A 20277-nucleotide genomic window follows, 5' to 3' on the forward strand; every position below is an offset into this window, starting at 1 on the left:
ATTGTAATGATTCAATGATTGTCGCGAAACGCCTCTAACCAATCGAGCCGATGTCATACACGGGCGGCAGTTGTTCGAAGGCCTGGCGGACCGTGGTCAGAGCCTTGGTCAGGCTTTCGTGGCTCATTCGCCCGCCAAGACAGATGCGAATGCCCCCGCCATGGCCCGCGCCGGCGATAAAGGGTTCGGATGGCGTAACGGCGACATTCTGGTTCGTAAGAGACCGAACCAGGCCGTCTTCTGCCCAGTGCGATGGAACCTTAAGCCAGGCGCAGAGCGAGAGCGGATGACTGGAAGCAATATGACCGCCGAGGATCTCCGTCGCGATGCCCTGGCGCGCGCGGGCTTCGTCACGCTGGATCGCGAGCAACCGGAGCGCGGTGCCGTTCTCGACCCAGCGTGTCGCGATTTCCGCAGTGAGGTAGGTGCCACTCCAGCTTGAGACGCGCAGGATTGAGGCGGCGCGAATGGAATAGGCTGGAGGAACGACCAGATAGCCAACGCGCAAGCCGGTCAACACGGTCTTGGTGAAGCTCGTGATGAAGAAGCCGAGATCCGGAATCATCTCTGTGATCGATGGCAGGGCTTCTTCTATCATCGGGCGATAGACTTCGTCTTCGATGACAAAAAGCGCGTAGCGCGCCGCTATCGCGGCGATTTCCTCCCGCCGCTCTGTGCCCATGACATGACCGGTCGGATTGTTGAGCGTCGGAATGAGCGCCAGCGCACGGACACCACCGGCGGCACAGGCGGCTTCCAGCGCATCAGGCAGAATGCCCTGCTCATCCGTGGGCAATCCTTTCAAGCTGAAGCCGAGTATGTTGGAAAGCCCGATAATGCCGTGATCCGTAAGGTTTTCGGTCAAAACCACGTCGCCGGAGCGGATGATGCAGGTCAGTGCCAGAAAAATACCATGGGCCGCGCCGTTGGTAACGAGAATGCGCTCCGCGCCGGCCGTCACGCCGAGCGGGCGTAGCCAACTGCGCGCCGTCTCGCGATGGCGGTCGAGGCCCGCGACCGGACGGCACGGACGCATGAAGTCGGCCACACTTCCTTCGGCCATCTCACGGAGGATTTCACGCGAGGCATCTTCATGCGCGTCGAGATAGACGCCGCGAATGATGGAAAGATCGAGCACTTCGTTGGAGCTGTGGTCGAGCATCATCCGGCCAGCGCGATCTGTGACCCTCGCCTTGACAAATGTGCCGCGGCCGATCTCGCCGCTCAGAAAACCGAGCCGCTCTGCCTCCTTGTAGGAGAGGCTCACGGTCTGAACGGAAAGGCCGAGTTCGCGCGCCAGGTCGCGATGTGTCGGCATGCGGTCCATCGGCTTGAGCACGCCTAAATCGATATCGGCGATAATGCGCTCGGTGAGCGCCGCATGCCTGGTCTCACCCTTTTGCTTGGCGAGGATCGGCCGCCACGCCACCGGCTTTGTCGCCATGATTGGATCTAGGTTTGCAGGATTGGCTTGGCGTCGCATGAAATTGTCTCGTTTTAAGGAGTATTATTTCATGACATTATGCACGCTTCTTATCAAAGATGAAGCGCCATGCATCTTGCCCCACAAATGCTTCAAAAATAATCGCCTCACCGCGATTTGGGGCTCGACGTTGTCCGGGCGAACCGAGTTCGCCCGGAAGCCGTGCCTGTGCTAGATTTTTTGGCCTTCCTTGACCAGTTCGTCCATAACGGAGCGAACGGCGGATTCGGCGATCGCGATGATCTCGTCAACCTCCTCCTTGGTCGTGACCAGCGGCGGCGCGAAGCCGAGAATGTCGCCATGCGGCATCGCGCGGGCAATGAGACCACGATTTCGTGCCGCTTTCGATACACGTCCGCCGATCGCAAGGTCCGGCGCAAAACGCGTCTTTTTCTCGCGATCCGCGACAAACTCGATGGCGCCCATCAGACCGACGCCGCGAACTTCGCCAACGATAGGAAGCTGCGCAAACGTTGCCTTCAGTCTTTCCTGGAAGTAGGCACCCACCTCGCGCGCATTGCCCGGCAGATTTTCGCTCTCGACGATATCGAGAACCGCGTTCGCCGCAGCTGCGCCGATCGGATGACCAGAATAGGTATAGCCATGCGAGAACGCGCCGACGCGGTCGGCTCCCTCCTCCATAACCTTGTAGACTTTCTCACCGACAATCGCGCCGGAGAGTGGGAAATAGGCAGAAGTCAGGCCCTTGGCGACGGTGATCAGGTCGGGCTCGATACCATAATGCTGCGATCCGAACATCGAACCGGTGCGCCCGAAGCCGGTAATGACCTCGTCGGCGATAAGCAGGATGTCGTATTTTCGGAGGACTTTCTGCACTTCTTCCCAATAGCCCTGCGGCGGGGGCGTGATGCCACCGGTGCCAAGTACCGGCTCGGCGATGAACGCCCCGATCGTGTCCGGGTCTTCGCGCAGGATCAGCGCTTCCAGTTCGTCGGCGCGGCGTTTCGAGAATTCCTGCTCCGTCTCGCCGGCTTCCGCGCCCCAGTAATGGTGCGGCGCCCCGGTATGCAGGATGCCGGCGCGGGGCAGATCCATATGATCATGGTAAAAGCTCATGCCGGTCATCGAGCCGGAAACGACACTGCAGCCGTGATAACCGCGTTCTCGCGAAATGATTTTCTTCTTGTTCGGCTTGCCGCGAAGGTTGTTGTAGTACCAGACCATCTTGGCCTGTGTTTCATTGGCGTCCGACCCGGACATCCCGTAAAACACCTTGCTCATCTTGCCGGGCGCCATCTTCACAAGGCGATCGGAAAGGATGGCCAGTTCGTCCGTCGTGTGCGCCGCGTAGGAGTGATAGTAGGCGAGGCGATAGGCCTGACGCGAAATGGCCTCGGCCACCTCGGTGCGGCCATAGCCGACATTGACGCAGTAAAGCCCAGCAAAACCGTCGATCAACTGTTTGCCATGGGCGTCCTGAATGCGGATGCCCTTGCCGGTTTCGACAATCGTCGGATCGCCCATCTTTCCGCTGGCGAAGTCCTTGAGCTGGGTGAAGGGATGCAGGACCGCATTGCGGTCCATTTCCGCGATCCGGTTGATATCTATGGTCATGGCAGAAGTCCTTTCATGCAGCGAGATTGCCGAAGCAGACATATTTTGCTTCGAGATATTCAAGGAGGCCGTGGCGCGAACCCTCGCGGCCGAGACCGGATTGCTTCCAGCCTCCGAAGGGGATCGGTGCGCCTGTGAATTTTGGCGTGTTGACTGCGATCATGCCGTATTCAAGCCGGTCTGTAAGACGCATCGCACGGCCGAGATCGTTGGTGTAGACATAGGCGGCCAATCCCATTTCTGTGGCATTGGCACGCGCAATCACCTCCTGCTCGTCATCGAATGGCAGGATCGCCGCGACCGGTCCGAAGGTTTCCTCACGCGCGATCAGCATGTCATCGGTGACGTCGGCCAGCACGGTCGGGGTAACGAAGTTGCCGCCGAGCGGGCTATCTTGTCCGCCGCAAACAAGACGCGCACCGGCGGAAACAGCCTGGGCAATCTGCTGCCGACATTTTTCGGCGACGGACGAGCGTGTCATCGGTCCGATATCGACGCCAGGCGCGAGGCCGTGGCCGACGTTGAGTTTGGCACTTGCCTTGGCGAACTGATCGACAAAGCGTTCGTAAAGGCCGCGCTGGACATAGATTCGGTTGGCGGCAAGGCAATCCTGCCCCGAAGTCGCGAACTTTGCGCCGATGCAGCCTTTCACGGCTTTCCCAAGCTCGGCATCATCGAACAGGATGAAAGGTGCATGCCCGCCGAGTTCCAGCGAGGCCTTCTTGATGGTCGCCGCCGATTGCGTCAGCAGAATGCGGCCGACCTCCGTCGAGCCGGTAAAGGAGAATGCGCGTACATCCGTATGCTCCAGCAGGCGGCGCGCAAGTGGCGCAGCTTTACCGGTGAGAACCTGAAATACGCCGGCAGGCATGCCCGCCTCCTGCGCAAGCTTCGCCAGAGCGAGCGCCGAGAGCGGCGTTTCAGGGGCGGGTTTTACGATCATGGTACAGCCGGCGGCAAGCGCAGCCGCCGCCTTGCGGGTGATCATGGCAGAAGGAAAGTTCCATGGCGTTATAGCGACGGTGACGCCCAAAGGCTGCATCTGCACCGAGAGGCGGGCGCCGGGCAGATGGCTTGGGATCGTCTCGCCATAGGCGCGCTCGCCTTCGCCGGCAAACCAATCGAGAAAATTGGCGGCGTAGGCAATCTCCCCGAGCGATTCCGGGAGCGGCTTGCCCTGTTCCGCCGTCATAATGACGGCCAGATCCCGCGCGTTATCGCGCATCAACCTGCCCCATTCGCGCAGGATCTGACTGCGCTCGGCAGGCAGCTTGTCACGCCAAGAGGAAAAGGCGGTCTTCGCCGCATCGACGGCGGCATCGGCATCTTCAAGGGAGCAGTTTGCCACCTCGACGAGGCCTTCTCCAGTCGCCGGGTCGATCACGCTCAAAGTCTCACTACGAGCAACCCATGTGTCATCCAAAAAGGCGCGACGTTCGATCAAATCGGGTCGCTGCAGTTTTTTCAGTGCAGCGGTAGCGGTACCTTGCATGCGAAGCTCCTAACGGATTTACAGACACGCTAGCTTGATGCAATGATTGATTTTCTGCGTTATTTTAGAGTTCAATGCAGAAATTCAGCTTTAATGTCTTGTTAGAAGCAGGATGAATGCATGAGCACTCTCGATAGAGCGGACAGGGCGCTGCTCGATGCCGTTCAGAAAAACAATCGGCTGACTTCGGAAGAACTGGCGCAGCTCGTCAACCTGTCGCCGACCGCATGCCAACGACGATTAAAACGGCTGCGCGAGGAGGGGGTGATCGAAGCCGACGTGTCCATCGTATCGCCAAAGGCCGCCGGACGCGGCATCACCATGATCGTGCTGGTCTCGCTGGAACGCGAACGAGCCGATATCGTCGATCGGTTCAAGGCAGCGATCCGCGCCACGAAGGAAGTGATGATCGGCTACTACGTCACGGGTGATGCTGATTTCATCCTGGTGATTACCGCAAAGGACATGGAAGATTACGAGGCCTTTACGCGTCGGTTCTTCTACGAAAATCACGATATCAAGGGCTTCAAGACGATGGTCGTAATGGACCGTGTCAAAGCCGGCTTCACGTTTCCAATAGACGATTAATTATGTTCGGGAGATCTCTCGCCTAAGAACTAGACGAGAGTGGCTCTCTCGCGGCAAGGCATCCTCTTCAGAAAAGCGTCCGCGGAATGTCTGCATTCTCATCGCGGCGACCCTATGTTCTTCGGCGCCCACGGCTTCATCCGCCTCGACGGCAAAGAACTTTCACCACGGCCCATGGGGCAGCGGTGCGGCGACGTTTTGAGATTGATCAATCGAAATGTCTACTTTTGAAACGCGCGGCTGTCTTATCCAGCTCACGCGGTGCCAGGCATCCGACGCAAGCCGGAGGCCGCGGACGATAGAGATGCCGGAGGTCGGTCCGTTCTTACACGCCGCCTGCCTCGGCGGCGCTTTCGAGCTTGCCGGTGATCTTGGCCGCCGCCATGGCATAGCCTCCGTCTGCACCATCGATGAAGTGCATATGGTCGCGGGAGAGCGGGGTCGGAACGAAACAGGTCATCAGTGCCGAAGACTGGCTGTGAAGACCGAACCGCGCGTGGCCTTTGGCCTGCGCATCCTCGAGCAAGGCCTGGATCCGGGCCAATCGCGCCGCATCGATGTCGATCGTCATGCGCAGGCCGTCGTCGAATTTCCTGAAATCGCTGTTTGCGGCGACATCCGCCTTGTACCGGCGCGCATCGAATCGGCCGAGACGGAAACCGAGCTTGTGCAGGGCGATCGTCAGGCCGAGCTGAAGGAAGATCGACAGTCTGGCATAAAGCCGGCCGCGATGGTCCGATGTGGCACGGACCTCGCGTTCGATGCCGGCGAGCGAAAATGCCAGATCGGGTCCGTCTTCCGGCACCGGATGACCGCCGCGCCCGGTTTCGGAGGCGATCGCCACGACTTGGGAGACAAGCTTTCGGAACTCCGGCGTGGCGCGATCGGCGATCGGCAGCGCAATGATCGAAACGATCTCGCCATGCACGCTGTGGATCGGGCTCCACCGGCAGGAAAGCCCGGTCAGGTCGGGCCGGGTCCCTGATGGAGCCGCAAGAACGGCATATTCGCCGGCCTTCATGCGCTGCTCGGCCCAAGCCACGCCGCCGCCCGAGAACATGGCGTAGGAGACATTCGGGCTCGCCGAATAGCGGGCGATCCTGACGTCCTGGCCGGCCGCCCTGACATCGCCGACCGGCACGAGCGCCACCCGCATGGTGAGGTCCAGATCTTCCCGTGTCCAGGTCGCCAGCGCCGCCAGCGCGCGCTGTGCCTGTGCTTCAAAGCTCGCGGGCAGCGCGATCATGGCGCCATCGCCGCCAAAGGCGAAAGGATAGTCTCCGGCGCCGACAGCGTTGAGCACGGCCGATATGACGGCCGCCCCCGCCATGTTGACGTCCTTGTAGCGACCGGCCTGGATCGCCTTGGTCGAGCCGACGATATCGGCGATCGCCAGGAACCAGCCATCAGGAAGAGCGTGGTAATTGGTGACGTCGGTCACGCCGTCGAAATCGTCGAAGGCAGGGAGCGTGGAGAAGAAGTCGTCGTTTGCATCTGTTGTCATGGCACGAGACTAAGCAGGCTTCGTCGGCTCCGCAACGGTCAACCCGGCCCGCGATTTCATATTCACGCCGCCGGTGTCAGGTAGCCTTCGGCCCATGTCCTGGTCGCAAGGCCATTCTGCACGGCGGGCAATCGACTTCGCAAGCATTCCCGTGCTAGCAACGGGTGCAAAAATCATTGAGTGAGCAAGGACATAGATGAGCCGCCTGGACAGCTTCATTCGTCGTTTGACGGCGCAACGAGACACCCTCAACGCGATCGCCGACATGGTCAGGCAGACGGAAGGCCCGGTCATGGAGTTCGGCCTCGGTAACGGCCGCACCTATGACCATCTGCGCGAACTCTTCGCCGATCGCCGCATCGTCGCCTTCGATCGCGAGGTGCGCTCCTATTCCGCCTCGACTCCGCCGGCCGAGAACATGGTGACCGGCGATATCAGGGAATCCGGCCAGGCCTTTGTCGGCATCGGTGCGGCGCTTGCGCACGCCGATATCGGCACCGGCCACGATGAGATTGACGCGATCACGTTGACTTGGCTGCCGCAGTTGATGGTCGGTGTGTTGGCCAAGGGTGGCATCGCCGTCAGCGGCCTGCCGCTGGATCGGCCGGAACTGGAGCCGCTGCCGCTGCCGCCGGGCATCAAGGAAGGCCGCTACTTCCTCTACCGCAGGCGTTGATCAGGGCAGGAACAGCACGTCGTACTGGTCGATGCCGCCGGGCAGGTCGGTCACCTTCATCTCCTGTTCCTCCTCCTCGACGAAAACCCGGCAATTCTCGTAGTAGCGGGCCAGCGTGGCGATGAAGTCGCGCGTCTGCTCGGGGCCGTAGAACAGCGGCGTGAACTCCATGTAGAGCGGCACCCGCCGCTCCAGCAGCGATATCATCGAGCGGCAGGCAACCGGTTCGTATCCCTCGATATCCATCCACACCAGGCCGATCTTGTCGGGGTCGATCGCAAGGTCCGACAGGATATGCGTCACCGGCCTTGCCGGCACGCTGATCTTCACATCGTTTGTACTTTGACGGATTGCGCTGCTCTTGCCGTGGTTGTTGGCATTCATGAAGAAATCTATCTGGCTTTCGCTGTCGCCGGCAGCGCAGTTGACGGCGGTTACGATGTGCTCGAGCCTGTTCTGGTGGATATTCGTCTGCAGCAGCGGGAAATTGCGCGGGTCCGGCTCGATGGTGACAATCCGCTGATAGGCGCCGCTGAGTGCGAAATAGATCGTCTGCGTGCCGATATTGCCGCCGATCTCAAGCAGATAGCTGCCGGGATCGGTAAGACCAAGCTGTCGAAGTACCCTCAGAAGGCGGTCGACATGATCGCGCTCGAAGTGTCCTTTGCGGAACACCTTCCTGCCGATGTAGTCCGACGGCGAGAACGTCATCCGGTGGTCGCCGGCATCGACGGTCATGGAGAGCACGCGCGGGCCGATATTCTCGATCAACAGGCGGCGGCCGGTCCGCGTGTCGAAGGCCCGGGCAGCCACCGCGTTGCGGACCTTGCGGAAGCGTTTCTTCCAGAATTTCGCGGTCAGCCAGCTGCGCGCGGCCATCAATCTTTTCCTTTGAGCAGTTCGTCCGCCCTTTCTGACGGAATCATGAATACTTTCAAGGGCAGAACACGCCCCCGCACGTTGATTTCACGGCTTTCGGCAATAGTGGTATCGGCGCCCGAGAGCATCGCCACCGGCTCGGAGATGACGATCGCAGCCTCGAATTCCTTGGCTGTGCTTTCCAGCCGGCTTGCGACGTTCACCGTATCGCCGATCGCCGTCAGGCTTCGGACCCGTCCGTAGCCGAGGGTGCCGACGACGGCTGGCCCCGTGTGGATGCCGATCGCAATGCGAAGGGGAGCGGAGAGTTCGTCGGACAGCTCCCGGCTTAGCTTTTCTAGGTCTCGGACGATCGCGGCGGCTGCCGACAGTGCCTGCCTGCAACCGTCCTCCTGCGAGGTGCCGATGCCGAAAAGCGCCATCGCCCCATCCCCGATGAACTTATCGACACGACCGCCCGCCTTTTCGACTGCGTTGCCGACCAGTGCGAAATAACGATTGAGGAGGAAGACGATGTCGAAGGGCAGGCGCGTTTCGGTCAGCGCGGTGAAGCTGCGGATATCGCAGAACAGCACGGTAATGTCCCGCTCCCGGCCAGGGCTGGTCTCCTGCACGTTCGCGGGCAGGGCGGTCTCCGTTGCCGGAACAAGCAGCGGCACGACAGTGATGTCGTGGGTGGGACGAAGCTGGCAGGCAAGACGCACGTCGGCCGCCGCGTTGATGCGTCTCAACGTTGTCTGCTCCATTTTGTCGGGGGGCGGCAGGTCATGATAGGCGCTTAAAATCTGCACCCGGCAGGTGGAACACTGGCCCTTGCCGCCACAGACCGAATAGTGGGGTATGCCGCCCACGCGGCTCGCCTCCAGCACGGTGAAACCGCGCGGCACGCGGATCGCGTCCCCGCCTTGGTAGCTGACGGTGATCTGGTCGACCCTTTCCTTCCAGCGGCGTCGCCCGCGCGCGGCGATAACGAGCAGCAGCGCGGCCGAGAAGGAGCCGTAGAGACAGGCACGGATCAGCCGGATCGTCTGCTGTGCCCCGGGATCCGAGGCATATCGCGCGTTGATATTGGCGCTGTAGCGCCCCGTGTCGACAAAGCCCTCATAGGCGGGTTCTGCAATGGTGCGGCCCATCTCGATGAAGCCGAGCAGACCGAGCACAGGCAAAAGAATGGCGACCGCCAGAAAAGGAGCGGCAATTCTCTCGTACCAGGGGCGATAGCGCAGCCAGAAATGCAGGCCGATGCAGCCGTGGACCCAAACCACGACCAGCGCCATGGCTTGCCGCAAGCCGTTGCCCGGGGCGGTAATCCAGAGCGTCCTGACGATGGTCTCGTAGTCGTCCCTGTAATCGAACAGCGCATGCGCTACGCGCGTACCGATCACATGGTCGATCAACAGCAGCGGAATGGCGAGGCCGAGAATGGTTTGCGCCAATTCGGCCTTCGGCATGACAAGGCTGCGCCGGAGGTAGATCGACCGCAGTACGAGCGCGATATGGACGAACACGGACGTGTAGAGAAGCAGCGTCCCCAGCGGGTTGCGCCAGATAGCGAGAAACAGTCGTCGGCCTTCGTCGGCCGCGGAAACGGAAATCAGCCCCAGTGCATGGTTCGACAGGTGAAGCGTGATGAACACGAACATGACAAGGCCCGCACCCAGCCTTGCCCGTCTGATCGAGCGCTCCGAGAAAAATGCCGTGGCAGCGATCGACGCCATTCATACCCATTCTTGAACATCAGCAGACAAATACACTAGACATGACCGGATGAAGGCGGAATTGCCGACCAGTCCCGTCGTAATCACATTTTATGTGTCTTATCTGCAAATCATTGGGATCGGATATAGTGGAGTTTTCGGTGGCGCGCAGAGCCCTTGTTCGTAGACAGTGTGTTTCGATGGCGGCCCGGCCATGCGCATAGCCTTCTACGCGCCTCTGAAGTCGCCGAACCACACGGTCCCATCAGGCGACCGGCTGATGGGCCGGTTGTTGATGCGCGCGCTGGAGCGCGCCGGGCACGACGTCACGGTCGTCTCGGATTTCAGGAGTTTCGCGGCGACGCCGGATGAAGCGCAGAAACGTCAGCTGGAGTCGCAAGCGGAGCACGTGCGGCTCCGCGCGGCCTGGAACACAGGGCCAACGCCGCAGCTCTTTTTCTGCTATCATCCTTATTACAAGTCGCCCGATCTGTTCGGTCCCGCGCTATGCCGGGAGTTCAGGCTTCCCTACGTCACCGCCGAAGCATCCTATTCCGCGAAGCGGGACGCGGGCGCGTGGGCGCCACATCAGGCGCTGATCGCGGATGCAGTCAGGCAGGCGACTGTCAATATCGCCCTAACCGAACGCGACAGGGTGGGGTTGCAGCAGGCCATTCCGGATGGCCGTTTCGCGTCGCTTAAGCCCTTTATCGAAACCGCTGAGTTCCAACACGTGCCGCAGGAAAGTGATCCGGGACGGTTGATCACCGTTGCGATGATGCGGCGCGGCGACAAGATGGACAGTTACGCGATGCTTGCGGGTGCGCTACGGCTGATCCGGGAGCGACCCTGGACGCTCACCATAGTCGGTGACGGGCCGATGCGGCAGGATGTCGAGCGCCTGTTCGACGATTTCGAACCGGGGAAGATCACATGGCTGGGCGAGTGCGGTTCGGCCGAGATCGCACAGGCCCTGGCGAATGCCGGCATGTATGTCTGGCCAGGTTGCGGCGAGGCTTATGGGCTTGCCTATCTCGAAGCGCAGGCGACGGGCCTGCCTGTCGTGGCTCAGCACACGGCCGGTGTGCCGGAGGTGGTGGAAGATGGCGTGACAGGCTATCTGACGCCGGATGGCGATATCGAGGCATATGCCGCGGCGATTGGCACCTTGTTGGCGAACCAGCCGTTGCGATCCGATATGGGAAAGAACGCGCGTCGGTTCGTGCTGGAAGAGCGCTCACTCGACATTGCCGCGGCGAGGCTGGACGAAATTCTATCGACCTATTTGGACATGAACGTATGAACGATGATCAGATCTGGGCGCCGCTTCGCCAGGAAATCGACCGGTGGCAGGTGGCTGGACGCACGGCGCGTCTCTGGCTGCGCGACGACGATGCGATCGAGCCGACGGATGCACTCGAACGACTCCTCGGTGTGACGCGAGCGCCAGCCATCCCGCTGACGATTGCGGTCGTCCCGGCCTTTGCTGGCGAAGCTCTCGCCTACCGCCTTGGAACCGAGCAACACGCGCTGGTGGCGGTCCATGGCTGGTCGCATCAGAATCATGCGCCGCCGAACGAAAAGAAGCAGGAACTGGGCGGCCACCGTTCCGCAGAAATCGTGCTGGGCGAATTACGCGATGGCATTGCCGCGCTACGCCAGCTCTTTCCGCAAACGCTGCTGCCAATGCTGGTGCCCCCGTGGAACCGGATTGGCGCCGATCTCATTTCACAGCTTCAGGGCTTGGGGTTCACAACGCTGTCGACATTTGGAGTGGCGAAAGCGGACAGCGGCATCCGGCTTTTGAACACCCATGTCGATGTCGTCAACACGCGTGTCCAGCGCGGAAACCGGCCGCATCAGGATCTGGTTGCGGAACTGGTCAGGGAGTTGCAGGCACGGTTCACACGCGATGACGAGCCGGTCGGCATTCTCACCCACCATCTCGTTCATGGAGCGTCCGAATGGGATTTCATGGCGCGGCTGTTTGAAGAGACCAGAACGCCCGGTATCGCTTGGCTGTCGGCGCGAGATCTTACGAACTAGAGTTCGATGACCTGATTGTCCCGGGCGGCGAAGGAGCGCGGGAATGCGGCTTGCGCTTGCTTTTCCATCTGCTCAAGCTGGTTGTCCGTGCGGGACGGCGCGTGATGGAAAAGGGCGAACTGCTTGCTGCCCGCCATCTTCGCCAGTTCAACGCCGTGCTCCCAGGTCGAGTGCCCGAAACCCTTGAACCGCTGCATCTCGTCTTCGTTGTAGGTGCAGTCGTAGACGGCGAGATCCACGTCCTTCATCATCTCCAGGGCGACGGGATCGTGCTGTCCCGGAATATGCTCGATGTCGTAGACAAGCGCTATCGAGCGCCCCTTCCATTCGATGCGGTAGCCAATGGCGCCGCCCGGATGGTTGAGCATGAAGGTCTTGATCTTGATGCCCGGGCGCGGCTCCAGTTCCTGGCCGGGATGGAAGTCCCGGAAGCTCATCGTCGCCTGACAGATGTCGGTCTTTACGGGGAACCAGGGCGGGCTGATGAACTGCTCAATCATCTCGCGGGTCGTCATCTTGCCGTCGAGATGGCCGGACCAGATCCTGAGGTCGATCGTCGGGTAGTAGATAGCCTTGAAGAAGGGCAGGCCGATGATGTGATCATAGTGGCAGTGGCTGAAGAACAGGTCGACATCCGTGATCTGGTCGTTGAGCATGGACAAGCCGGCCTCGCGTACGCCCGAGCCGGCGTCGAAGATCATTCGGTGTTCGCCGCAGCGGATTTCGATGCACGAGGTATTGCCGCCGTAGCGATCGAACTCGGGGCCGGAAACCGGAATGCTGCCGCGAACGCCCCAAAACTTTACCTGAAACAGATCTTTACTCATTGCGTCTTCAAAATGCGCCGACCTAGCTTTGGCAACGTAATCATACTTTGATCCGGAAGCGAAGCTTGGATTTTCCGGACGTCCCGTTTCCTTGGTACCGTCTCCACCACTATCAGGAGAATTGGTATATTTTCCTAAGCAATCTGTTTCTGCTTCAGAAAGCAACAGATTATGCTCAAAATCCGGCAAACGGGTGCGAACGCGGCGCGAAAACCTCCATCTCGGACTAGAATATGGTGTTTCGGTTGTATGGATGCAATGATGATGCCAGTTCGCCAAAAGTATAAGACGGAGGCGACCGGCGAGCCGCGTCGGCGATATGCCTGTCGGAATCCATGGTGCCGTGTTATCTTACTCGCGCAACTGCGCGCGGGAGCCTTTCATGGGAAGTGCGGCGGCATTACACGGTACTTGGCGGATGATATCGTGGAAGCGCAAGGCGGTGGCGTCGGGCGCGATCAGCGATGCGATGGGACCTGATCCGGTCGGCTTCCTTTCCTACCAACCCGATGGTCGTGTCATGGCCGTCGTCGTCAGTCGAAACAGGCCTGCTTTGAAAGGCGATATTCCGACAGACAGCGAAAAAATAGCGCTTTTCGACTCAATGTTGGCCTATGCCGGCACCTACTCGTTCGAGAACGGACGTGTCGTTCATCACGTTGATGCCAGCTGGAATCCGGCCTGGGGCGTCAGCGACCTGATCCGGCCGTTTTCTATAGACGGCGATAGGCTGATGATCACGGGTGCTCCCGGAACCGACCCCGCAAGCGGGGAGGAGGTCGTCTACGAGCTCGAGTTCCGGAAGGTATGAGAGCCGGTCACGACTAGCTTTTTTCTACGGGCGCGAAAACCATGACGCTCTCGCGATAGAGCGTCAGCGCGCCATCATCGGGCGAGAACGGCTTGAAGGGCGTATCGTAGCCCGTATCCAAAATACGCTTCCATCCGTTGATGCCATTCGCTTCAGGAAGCGTAACGTCGCAATCGCCGCCGGCATTCAGAAGCATGTAGACGCCCGGCGTCGCGTCCGTGCCTGCTGTGTTTGTCGCTTGCTCGATATAGACGCCGACGACCCGCAGTTCCTGATCGTTCCAAGCAGCCTCGTCCATTGGCTGACCGTCCGGCTTTAACCAGGCGCTGTCGACCCTGCCATCCTCGCCGGCTTCGCCGGTGAGGAACCTTTCTTGCCGCAGTTCGGGATGCGCCTTTCTCAGGGCGACCATCTTCTGACAGAATGTCAGGAAAGGGTCATCCAGTCCGGACCAGTCGACCCAACCGATCTCGTTGTCCTGGCAATAGGCATTGTTGTTTCCGTCCTGGCTGTTGCCAACCTCGTCGCCGGCGACAATCATCGGCACGCCCTGGCTCAGCAGCAGCGTGGCCATCATGTTACGGCGGCGGCGGGCTCGTGCTTGGATTATGCCCTCGTCTTCCGTTGCGCCCTCCGCGCCCATGTTGTCGGAGTGGTTGTCCGAGTGGCCGTCCCTGTTCTCTTCGCCGTTCGCCTCATTGTGCTTGTCGTTGAAGGAGACCGTATCCATCAGCGTAAAGCCGTCATGCGCGGAAAGAAGGTTCACCGACGACGTCGCGGCCCGGTCCGAATGGTTGAACTGCAGCGAGGAGCCGGTCAGGCGGGCAGCGATATCTGAGACCACCCCGCCATCGCCCTTCCAGAAACGCCTGACGTCGTCGCGGAACTTGTCGTTCCATTCGCGGAAAGGATGCGGGAAGCCGCCAACCTGATAACCGCCCTGTCCGACGTCCCATGGCTCCGCGATCAGCTTGACGCCGGCAAGGATCGGATCCTGACGGATGGCGCTGAAGAAAATGCCCTGGCGGTCGAATTCCAGATCCTGGCGGCCGAGCGTGCTGGCGAGATCGAAACGGAAGCCGTCGATATGCATCGTGCTCACCCAATAGCGCAGGCTGTCCAGCACCATGCGCATCACCATGGGATGCGCGACGTTCAGCGTGTTGCCGGTGCCGGTAGTATCGAAGGTATGGCGCGGATCGTCTGGCGACAGGATATAGTAGCTCGCGTTGTCGAGACCGCGGAAGGAAAGCGTTGGTCCGCGCTCGCCGCCTTCGGCTGTGTGGTTGTAGACCACGTCCATGATCACCTCGATGCCGGCAGCATGGAATTTCCTGACCATGGTCTTGATCTCGGTGATCCTGGAGCTCGAGAGATAGCGCGGCTGCGGCGCGAAAAAGCCGAGCGTCTGATATCCCCAGTAGTTCGTCAGCGATTTTTCCTCGAGATAGCGATCGTTCGGAAAATACTGGATGGGTAAGAGCTCGACCGCCGAGACGCCGAGTTTTGTAAGATGATCGATGATCGGATCGCTGCACATGCCGAGGAAAGTGCCGCGCAATTCGTCGGGGATGCCGGGAAAGGTCATCGTCATCCCGCGCAGGTGTGCTTCGTAGATGATCGTGTCCGTCCAAGGGCGCCTGATTGCCTGATCGCCGTCCCAATCGAAATCCGGATCCTGCACGATCCCCTTGATCATAAATGGCGCGCTGTCCCGCTCGTCGAAGGAAAGATCCTCCGCCTCGTGGCCGATCGTGTAGCCATAGAGTGCGTCGTTCCACTTGATGTCGCCGAGAACCTGCTTGGCATAGGGATCCAGCAGAAGCTTGTTGGGATTGAAACGGTGGCCGGCCTTTGGGTCATAAGGGCCGTGCGCCCGGTAACCGTACACTGTGCCGGGCTTCACACCGGCAATATAGCCGGACCAGATGTCACCCTCACGCTTCGGCAGCGGCATGCGCGCCACTTCGTCCTTACCATCAGGCGAGAAAAGGCAAAGCTCGATCTGTTCCGCATGCGCGGAAAAAACGGCGAAGTGAGTGCCTTGGCCGGTATACTCGGCCCCGAGCTCCGGTTTCATGAAATCGAGTTCAGAGAAAGAAAAGCTCATCGTCGCCCTCGTTTGATGGGATTGGCCGTGCGGGGAACGCTGCTGCAGTGCGAAAGTTCCGCCGCCGTCATGCGATGATGGCTTTTCGCCGAACCGGCCGGTTAAGGCATCAACTGTCCGCCGTTGACCTCGATGATCTGCCCCGTGACATAGCCGGACAATGTGGGCGAGGCGAGGAAGAGATAGGCGCCGACGCAGTCCTCGGCCGTGCCGACGAAGCCCATCGGGATCGACTTACGCTGCAGCTCCATCTGCTCGTCGTTCGTATATCGCTCGTGGAACGGCGTGCCGATCACCCCCGGCGCGACAGCGTTCACGCGGATTCGGTCGGGCACGAACTCCTTGGCGTGGCCGCGCGTGATCGTGGAGACGAATCCCTTGGATGCCGCGTAGAGTACTGCGCCGTTGCCGCCGCCATTGCGCGCCGCGATCGAGGTCGTATTGATGATGAAGCCGCCCTGCTTCTTCAGCCAGGGAAGGGCGGCGCGGGTCGCTGCCAGCACCGAGCGCGCATTGAGGTCCATCACCTTCATGTAGTGTGCGTCGGTATATTCGGACGTGGGCTTCCGCCCCAGCATGCCACCGGCATTGTTTATGAGGCCATCGAGATGGCCAAAGGTTCGTGCCGTTTCCTCGACGACGCGTTCCGTTTCACCTTCGCGCGAGACATCGCCGTGCACCAGATGAACCGTTCCGCCTGCCGTCCTGATGTCGTCCGCCAGCTTCTCGGCCGGCTCGCGGCTCGCATTGTAGTGAATGCCGACCTTGACATCTTGTGCCGCGAAGGCGCGCGCAAGTCCGGCGCCTATCCCGGTCGAAGCGCCGGTGATCAGCACTGCCTTGCCGGCGAGATCGGGGATTTTGATGGATGAAAGCGATTGTTCAAGATTTGCCATTGCGGTTGTTGCCTCCCAGCAAGCGACGTGAGGTCACGGATAAAACAATGACGACCCGCGAGCCATAGCTCAGGCCGGCTCATCAAGCTCGGGATAGTGCCGGAAAATGCCATCTTCGCTGAAAGGAAGGCGGCGATCGGATCGTAGGTATGCAGCAATGTTCGGACGGTTGCCGACTTGGGTGTGCAGCGCCTCGATACCGGCATGACGGCCCCTGATACTCTTCATTGCCTTGGGGAAGGCATAAGTCAGCCCTTCGATTACCTGGAACAGAGAAAGATCCACATAGGAGAGCGTGTTGCCAACCAAGTGCTTCGTGCCGTTCTCGTTCTGCTGCAGTACACGCTCGAAATAGCCGAGGAACTTTGGAATGCGATCCTTGATGAACGCGGCTGATCGAGCCTTGGCCTCGTCCCTCTGGTCTTCGTAGTAGGCACCGGTGGAGATGGGATGGTGTGTATCGTGCACCTCGGCGACGAAGTCGGTTATCGTGAGTTGAAGTCCATTGGCGACGTAGCGCAGGCCGTCGTTCTCCGGAGCCAGTCCGAGCCTCGGGCCGAGATAGAAAAGGATGTTGGCGACATGGGGAATGATGAGATCGCCGTCTTTCAGAAAAGGCGGCGCGAAGGGAATGTGCGCTTCGGTCTTGCTGCCCATGATCGCCAGCATCTCATCGGTGCCACGTCCCGCGATCCGGGTTACGTCGGTATACTGTGCGGCTGCTTCTTCCAGTGCAAGGCGGACAAATTCGCCGCGCCCCTGAATCCCGTCCCAGTAGTAAAGCTCATATGCCATTACGCCTGCTTTCCTGATTGTCGTGCTATATCGAAGGTCGCTGGTCCGCTGCCGATTTGACGGCCTTGTGCAATGCGTTGCTGCTGAATGGTTTGGTCAGCAGCACGGAGCCGACAAAGCTGTCTGCGTCGGGTAGGCTGGTATTGCCGGTGGCGAACACCAGTCCCACGCACGGGAGAGTCTGCCGGGCATACCTCGCGAATGCCGGTCCCGACATGCCGGGCAAGCCGACGTCTGCAACGATAATATCTATGGCGTTGTCGCGGAGGATTTCGACACCCTGTTCGCCACTTTCGGCCTCCAGAACGTCATAACCCAGGTCATTCAGGATTTCGGCCGTGTCCATTCGGATGAAGGCGTCGTCCTCGACCAGCAAGAGCCGCAGCCGAACGCTGGACGATGCCAAGGTCTGGGAAGCCGGGACGGAATCCCCGGATTTTTGCGCTGCCGCCTGGCTGGAAATGACGTGGCGAATTTTACGAGCGAGCGCTTCGCGCGTATAGGGTTTCGACAGCAATTCGACGCCGGCATCGAGATGCCCGCCGTGAACGATGGCGTTCTCCGCATAGCCTGATGTAAAGAGTACAGCTACATCGGGCAAACGCTCGCGCGACAGTCGCGCCAACTCGGGCGCGGTCAGAGAGCCGGGCATGATGACATCGGTGAACAACAGATCGATGTGGGCACCGCTTTCGACCACAGTCAGCGCGCTCTGCGCATCCCTTGCCTTGAGGACGTAGTAGCCGAGATCCGTAAGCATCTCGACGACGGTCGCTCGTACGCCGTCATCATCCTCGACGACGAGAATGGTTTCGGTGCCGCCGCTCGCCGGCGCGTTGAGGGCTTCCGAGACGGGGCTCTCAGCGAGCAACGAACGTGGCAGGTAGAGCCTGATCGTCGTGCCTTTGCCGACCTCGCTGTCGATCTTCACATGCCCGCCTGATTGCTTGGCGAAGCCATAGACCATGGAGAGGCCAAGTCCGGTGCCCTTGCCTGCCGGCTTCGTCGAAAAGAATGGCTCGAAGGCCTGGCTGATGATCTCCGGCGTCATGCCCGAGCCCGTGTCGGTCACCGCCAGGACGACATAATGCCCCGGCGCGACATCGCTATGGACGCGGCTGTATGCTTCGTCGAGAAACACATTGCCGACCTCTATCGTCAGCTTGCCCGCGCCATCCATGGCGTCACGAGAGTTGATGGCAAGATTGAGCAGGGCATTTTCGATCTGGCCGGGATCGGCAAACGTGTTCCACAGGCCATCGGCGACACGCGTTTCGACCTCGATTTTTTCGCCGAGCGCCCGCCGCAACATGTCGTCCATGCTGGAAACGAAGCAGCCGATGCTGATGACCTTGGGCTCCAGCGGCTGGCGGCGGCCGAAAGCGAGCAACTGGCTTGCCAGGCGCGAACCGCGATCGACCGCATTCAGAGCATTGGTAATCCGCTCGCGGGCGCGCCCATTTCCGTCGACATCCTTGCCGAGAAGCTGGAGATTGCCCGAGATCACCTGCAGGAGATTGTTGAAATCGTGGGCGACACCGCCCGTCAGGTTGCCGAGCGATTCCATCTTCTGCGCCTGCTGCAGTGCGGCCTCTGCCTGCTGTCTTTCCAGAATCTCCGCGGCGACGCGGGCCTCAAGCGTTTCGTTGAGGCTGCGCAACTGATCTTCAACGACGCGTCGCTGGGCGATCTCGCTTTCCTGGGCGCGTAGCAGACGGGCGTTGTCGATGGCAACGGCAGCCTGACCGGCGAGGCTGACGAGGCTCGCCTGCATGGCCTCGGTGAAGCGTCCCGGCTGTGCATGGCCAAACAGAAGGCCACCGATCACGTCTCCATTGCGCGACTTGACCGGAACGGCAAGATAACTCCGCACTGGCAGATGCCCCGATGGCATTCCGTTGAACGGCGCATTTTTTCCATAGCGCGGGTCGAGCAGGATATCGTCCGATCGAACGACGGAGTCGCCTCGGAAGGTTGGCGCGAAGAGCTCGGTGTTGCGCGGCATCGGAAACCTGTCGAAGCTTTTCCGGTCGGCACCCGAGAGCGCGTAGAGCATGTAGCTGCCCCCACCGCCGTCATCGACATTATAGAAGAACGCACCGAATTCCGCGCCGCTCAAGGCCACGCCGGCATCGACCGCGATCTGTGTTAGGCGGTCGACGTTGAGTTCGGCCGTAATCGCCGCGCCAGCCGTGTTGACGATCGATAGCGCCTCCGACTTGAGACGAAGTTCGTCAAGGGCGACGCGCTCGCCATTCTTGGTCGCGACTTGCGCACTGACCTCCATGGTGGCGCAGAGAATGCCGGCCACCGTACCGCTCTCGTCGCGCAGGGGGGTGAGCGAAAAGGTGAACCAGGTATCTTCGGTTTTCCCATCGCGATGCATCGGGATCAGCAATTCCTCGAACAACTGCGCGTTGCCGGCAAGGGTCGAGTTCACCAACGGTTCGAATTGCGGCCAGGTATCGGCCCAAACTTCACGGAATGGTCTGCCGAGGGCGTGAGGATGTCGGTCCGGAAAGATCGGCACATAGGCGTCATTATAGATAAAGGCGAGTTCCGGCCCCCACGCGATGAACTTGGGTTGTTTCGAGTTCAGCGCGGTTTCTACGAGATATCTCAGCCCCGGCGGCCAAGTTGCCACGGGTTCAAGTCCGGCCAAACGGAATTCGGGGTTCCTTAGCGCCTCGCCTACTCCCCCGCCGCCTCTCGGCCAGCCATCGCTCTCGATAGGCGCCAATCTGGACACCACTTCCATATCCAACCTGCTCAATCCCCACCAGCGGTGACAAGTGAAATAGAGGCTGCATATAAGCAGGAAAGTGCAACCAGTAAAATATTCTGGTCACACGCTGGTTGTGAATGAAGAGCTGGCGGTGTTCGGCTCAGTAAAGCCAC

General features: G+C 60.3%; 16 protein-coding genes. 5 read left to right on the forward strand and 11 right to left on the reverse strand.

The window, feature by feature from the left end:
• Positions 1 to 34 precede the first annotated feature (34 nt).
• The 3 genes from ehuR to QTL95_RS05235 all read right to left on the reverse strand — a co-directional run bounded on the left by ehuR (position 35) and on the right by QTL95_RS05235 (position 4550).
• Positions 35 to 1483 (reverse strand): MocR-like ectoine utilization transcription factor EhuR, encoded by a 1449-nt coding sequence (gene ehuR / locus QTL95_RS05225; RefSeq protein ID WP_289718913.1) that lies wholly within the window; start codon positions 1481 to 1483, stop codon positions 35 to 37.
• A gap of 171 nt (positions 1484 to 1654) precedes the next feature.
• Positions 1655 to 3058, reverse strand: coding sequence for an aspartate aminotransferase family protein (locus QTL95_RS05230; RefSeq protein WP_289718914.1), 1404 nt, complete (start codon positions 3056 to 3058; stop codon positions 1655 to 1657).
• Positions 3059 to 3071: 13 nt separating this feature from the next.
• Complete coding sequence (locus QTL95_RS05235; RefSeq protein WP_289718915.1) at positions 3072 to 4550, reverse strand: NAD-dependent succinate-semialdehyde dehydrogenase; 1479 nt, start codon at positions 4548 to 4550, stop codon at positions 3072 to 3074.
• A gap of 120 nt (positions 4551 to 4670) precedes the next feature.
• Here QTL95_RS05235 and QTL95_RS05240 point away from each other — a divergent pair, with 120 nt between their 5' ends.
• On the forward strand, positions 4671 to 5138 hold the full coding sequence (locus tag QTL95_RS05240; RefSeq protein WP_289718916.1) for an Lrp/AsnC family transcriptional regulator: 468 nt from the start codon (positions 4671 to 4673) through the stop codon (positions 5136 to 5138).
• A 325-nt stretch (positions 5139 to 5463) separates the two neighbouring features.
• Here the strand turns inward: QTL95_RS05240 and QTL95_RS05245 are convergent, their stop codons facing one another.
• Positions 5464 to 6642, reverse strand: coding sequence for a DUF3095 domain-containing protein (locus QTL95_RS05245; RefSeq protein ID WP_289718917.1), 1179 nt, complete (start codon positions 6640 to 6642; stop codon positions 5464 to 5466).
• A 196-nt stretch (positions 6643 to 6838) separates the two neighbouring features.
• Here QTL95_RS05245 and QTL95_RS05250 point away from each other — a divergent pair, with 196 nt between their 5' ends.
• Positions 6839 to 7318, forward strand: coding sequence for a class I SAM-dependent methyltransferase (locus QTL95_RS05250; protein WP_289718918.1), 480 nt, complete (start codon positions 6839 to 6841; stop codon positions 7316 to 7318).
• Here QTL95_RS05250 and QTL95_RS05255 read toward each other — a convergent pair whose 3' ends face one another.
• Together QTL95_RS05255 and QTL95_RS05260 are read right to left on the reverse strand one after the other, a co-directional pair.
• Entirely contained in the window at positions 7319 to 8197 is an 879-nt protein-coding gene (locus QTL95_RS05255) for an FkbM family methyltransferase (protein ID WP_289718919.1), read from the reverse strand.
• A complete protein-coding gene (locus QTL95_RS05260) occupies positions 8197 to 9915 on the reverse strand; it encodes an adenylate/guanylate cyclase domain-containing protein (protein WP_289718920.1) in 1719 nt (572 codons plus the stop codon). The genes QTL95_RS05255 and QTL95_RS05260 overlap by 1 nt, the downstream gene beginning before the upstream one ends.
• Positions 9916 to 10108: 193 nt before the next feature.
• On the opposite strand from QTL95_RS05260, the gene QTL95_RS05265 reads away from it, so the two are divergent.
• Entirely contained in the window at positions 10109 to 11197 is a 1089-nt protein-coding gene (locus QTL95_RS05265; RefSeq protein ID WP_289718921.1) for a glycosyltransferase family 4 protein, read from the forward strand.
• Complete coding sequence (locus QTL95_RS05270; RefSeq protein ID WP_289718922.1) at positions 11194 to 11940, forward strand: polysaccharide deacetylase family protein; 747 nt, start codon at positions 11194 to 11196, stop codon at positions 11938 to 11940. Before QTL95_RS05265 ends, QTL95_RS05270 begins: the two co-directional genes overlap by 4 nt.
• Here the strand turns inward: QTL95_RS05270 and QTL95_RS05275 are convergent.
• Positions 11937 to 12767 carry an MBL fold metallo-hydrolase gene (locus QTL95_RS05275; protein WP_289718923.1) on the reverse strand — a complete coding sequence of 277 codons (831 nt, stop codon included), beginning with the start codon at positions 12765 to 12767 and terminating at the stop codon, positions 11937 to 11939. The two genes, QTL95_RS05270 and QTL95_RS05275, sit on opposite strands and share 4 nt — an antisense overlap.
• A gap of 382 nt (positions 12768 to 13149) precedes the next feature.
• Between QTL95_RS05275 and QTL95_RS05280 the strand changes: the two genes are divergently transcribed.
• Positions 13150 to 13578, forward strand: coding sequence for a lipocalin-like domain-containing protein (locus QTL95_RS05280; RefSeq protein ID WP_289718924.1), 429 nt, complete (start codon positions 13150 to 13152; stop codon positions 13576 to 13578).
• 13 nt (positions 13579 to 13591) lie between these two features.
• On the opposite strand, the gene glgX is transcribed toward QTL95_RS05280, so the two are convergent.
• The 4 genes from glgX to QTL95_RS05300 form a co-directional block, all read right to left on the reverse strand.
• Complete coding sequence (gene glgX / locus QTL95_RS05285; RefSeq protein WP_289718925.1) at positions 13592 to 15688, reverse strand: glycogen debranching protein GlgX; 2097 nt, start codon at positions 15686 to 15688, stop codon at positions 13592 to 13594.
• Positions 15689 to 15789: 101 nt separating this feature from the next.
• Positions 15790 to 16584, reverse strand: coding sequence for an SDR family NAD(P)-dependent oxidoreductase (locus QTL95_RS05290; protein ID WP_289718926.1), 795 nt, complete (start codon positions 16582 to 16584; stop codon positions 15790 to 15792).
• A 69-nt stretch (positions 16585 to 16653) separates the two neighbouring features.
• On the reverse strand, positions 16654 to 17379 hold the full coding sequence (locus tag QTL95_RS05295) for a glutathione S-transferase (RefSeq protein ID WP_289718927.1): 726 nt from the start codon (positions 17377 to 17379) through the stop codon (positions 16654 to 16656).
• Positions 17380 to 17404: 25 nt separating this feature from the next.
• Complete coding sequence (locus QTL95_RS05300) at positions 17405 to 20137, reverse strand: hybrid sensor histidine kinase/response regulator (RefSeq protein ID WP_289718928.1); 2733 nt, start codon at positions 20135 to 20137, stop codon at positions 17405 to 17407.
• Positions 20138 to 20277: the final 140 nt, after the last annotated feature.

This window comes from Rhizobium sp. S152 (assembly GCF_030380735.1).
In the GTDB taxonomy this organism is placed as follows: domain Bacteria; phylum Pseudomonadota; class Alphaproteobacteria; order Rhizobiales; family Rhizobiaceae; genus Rhizobium.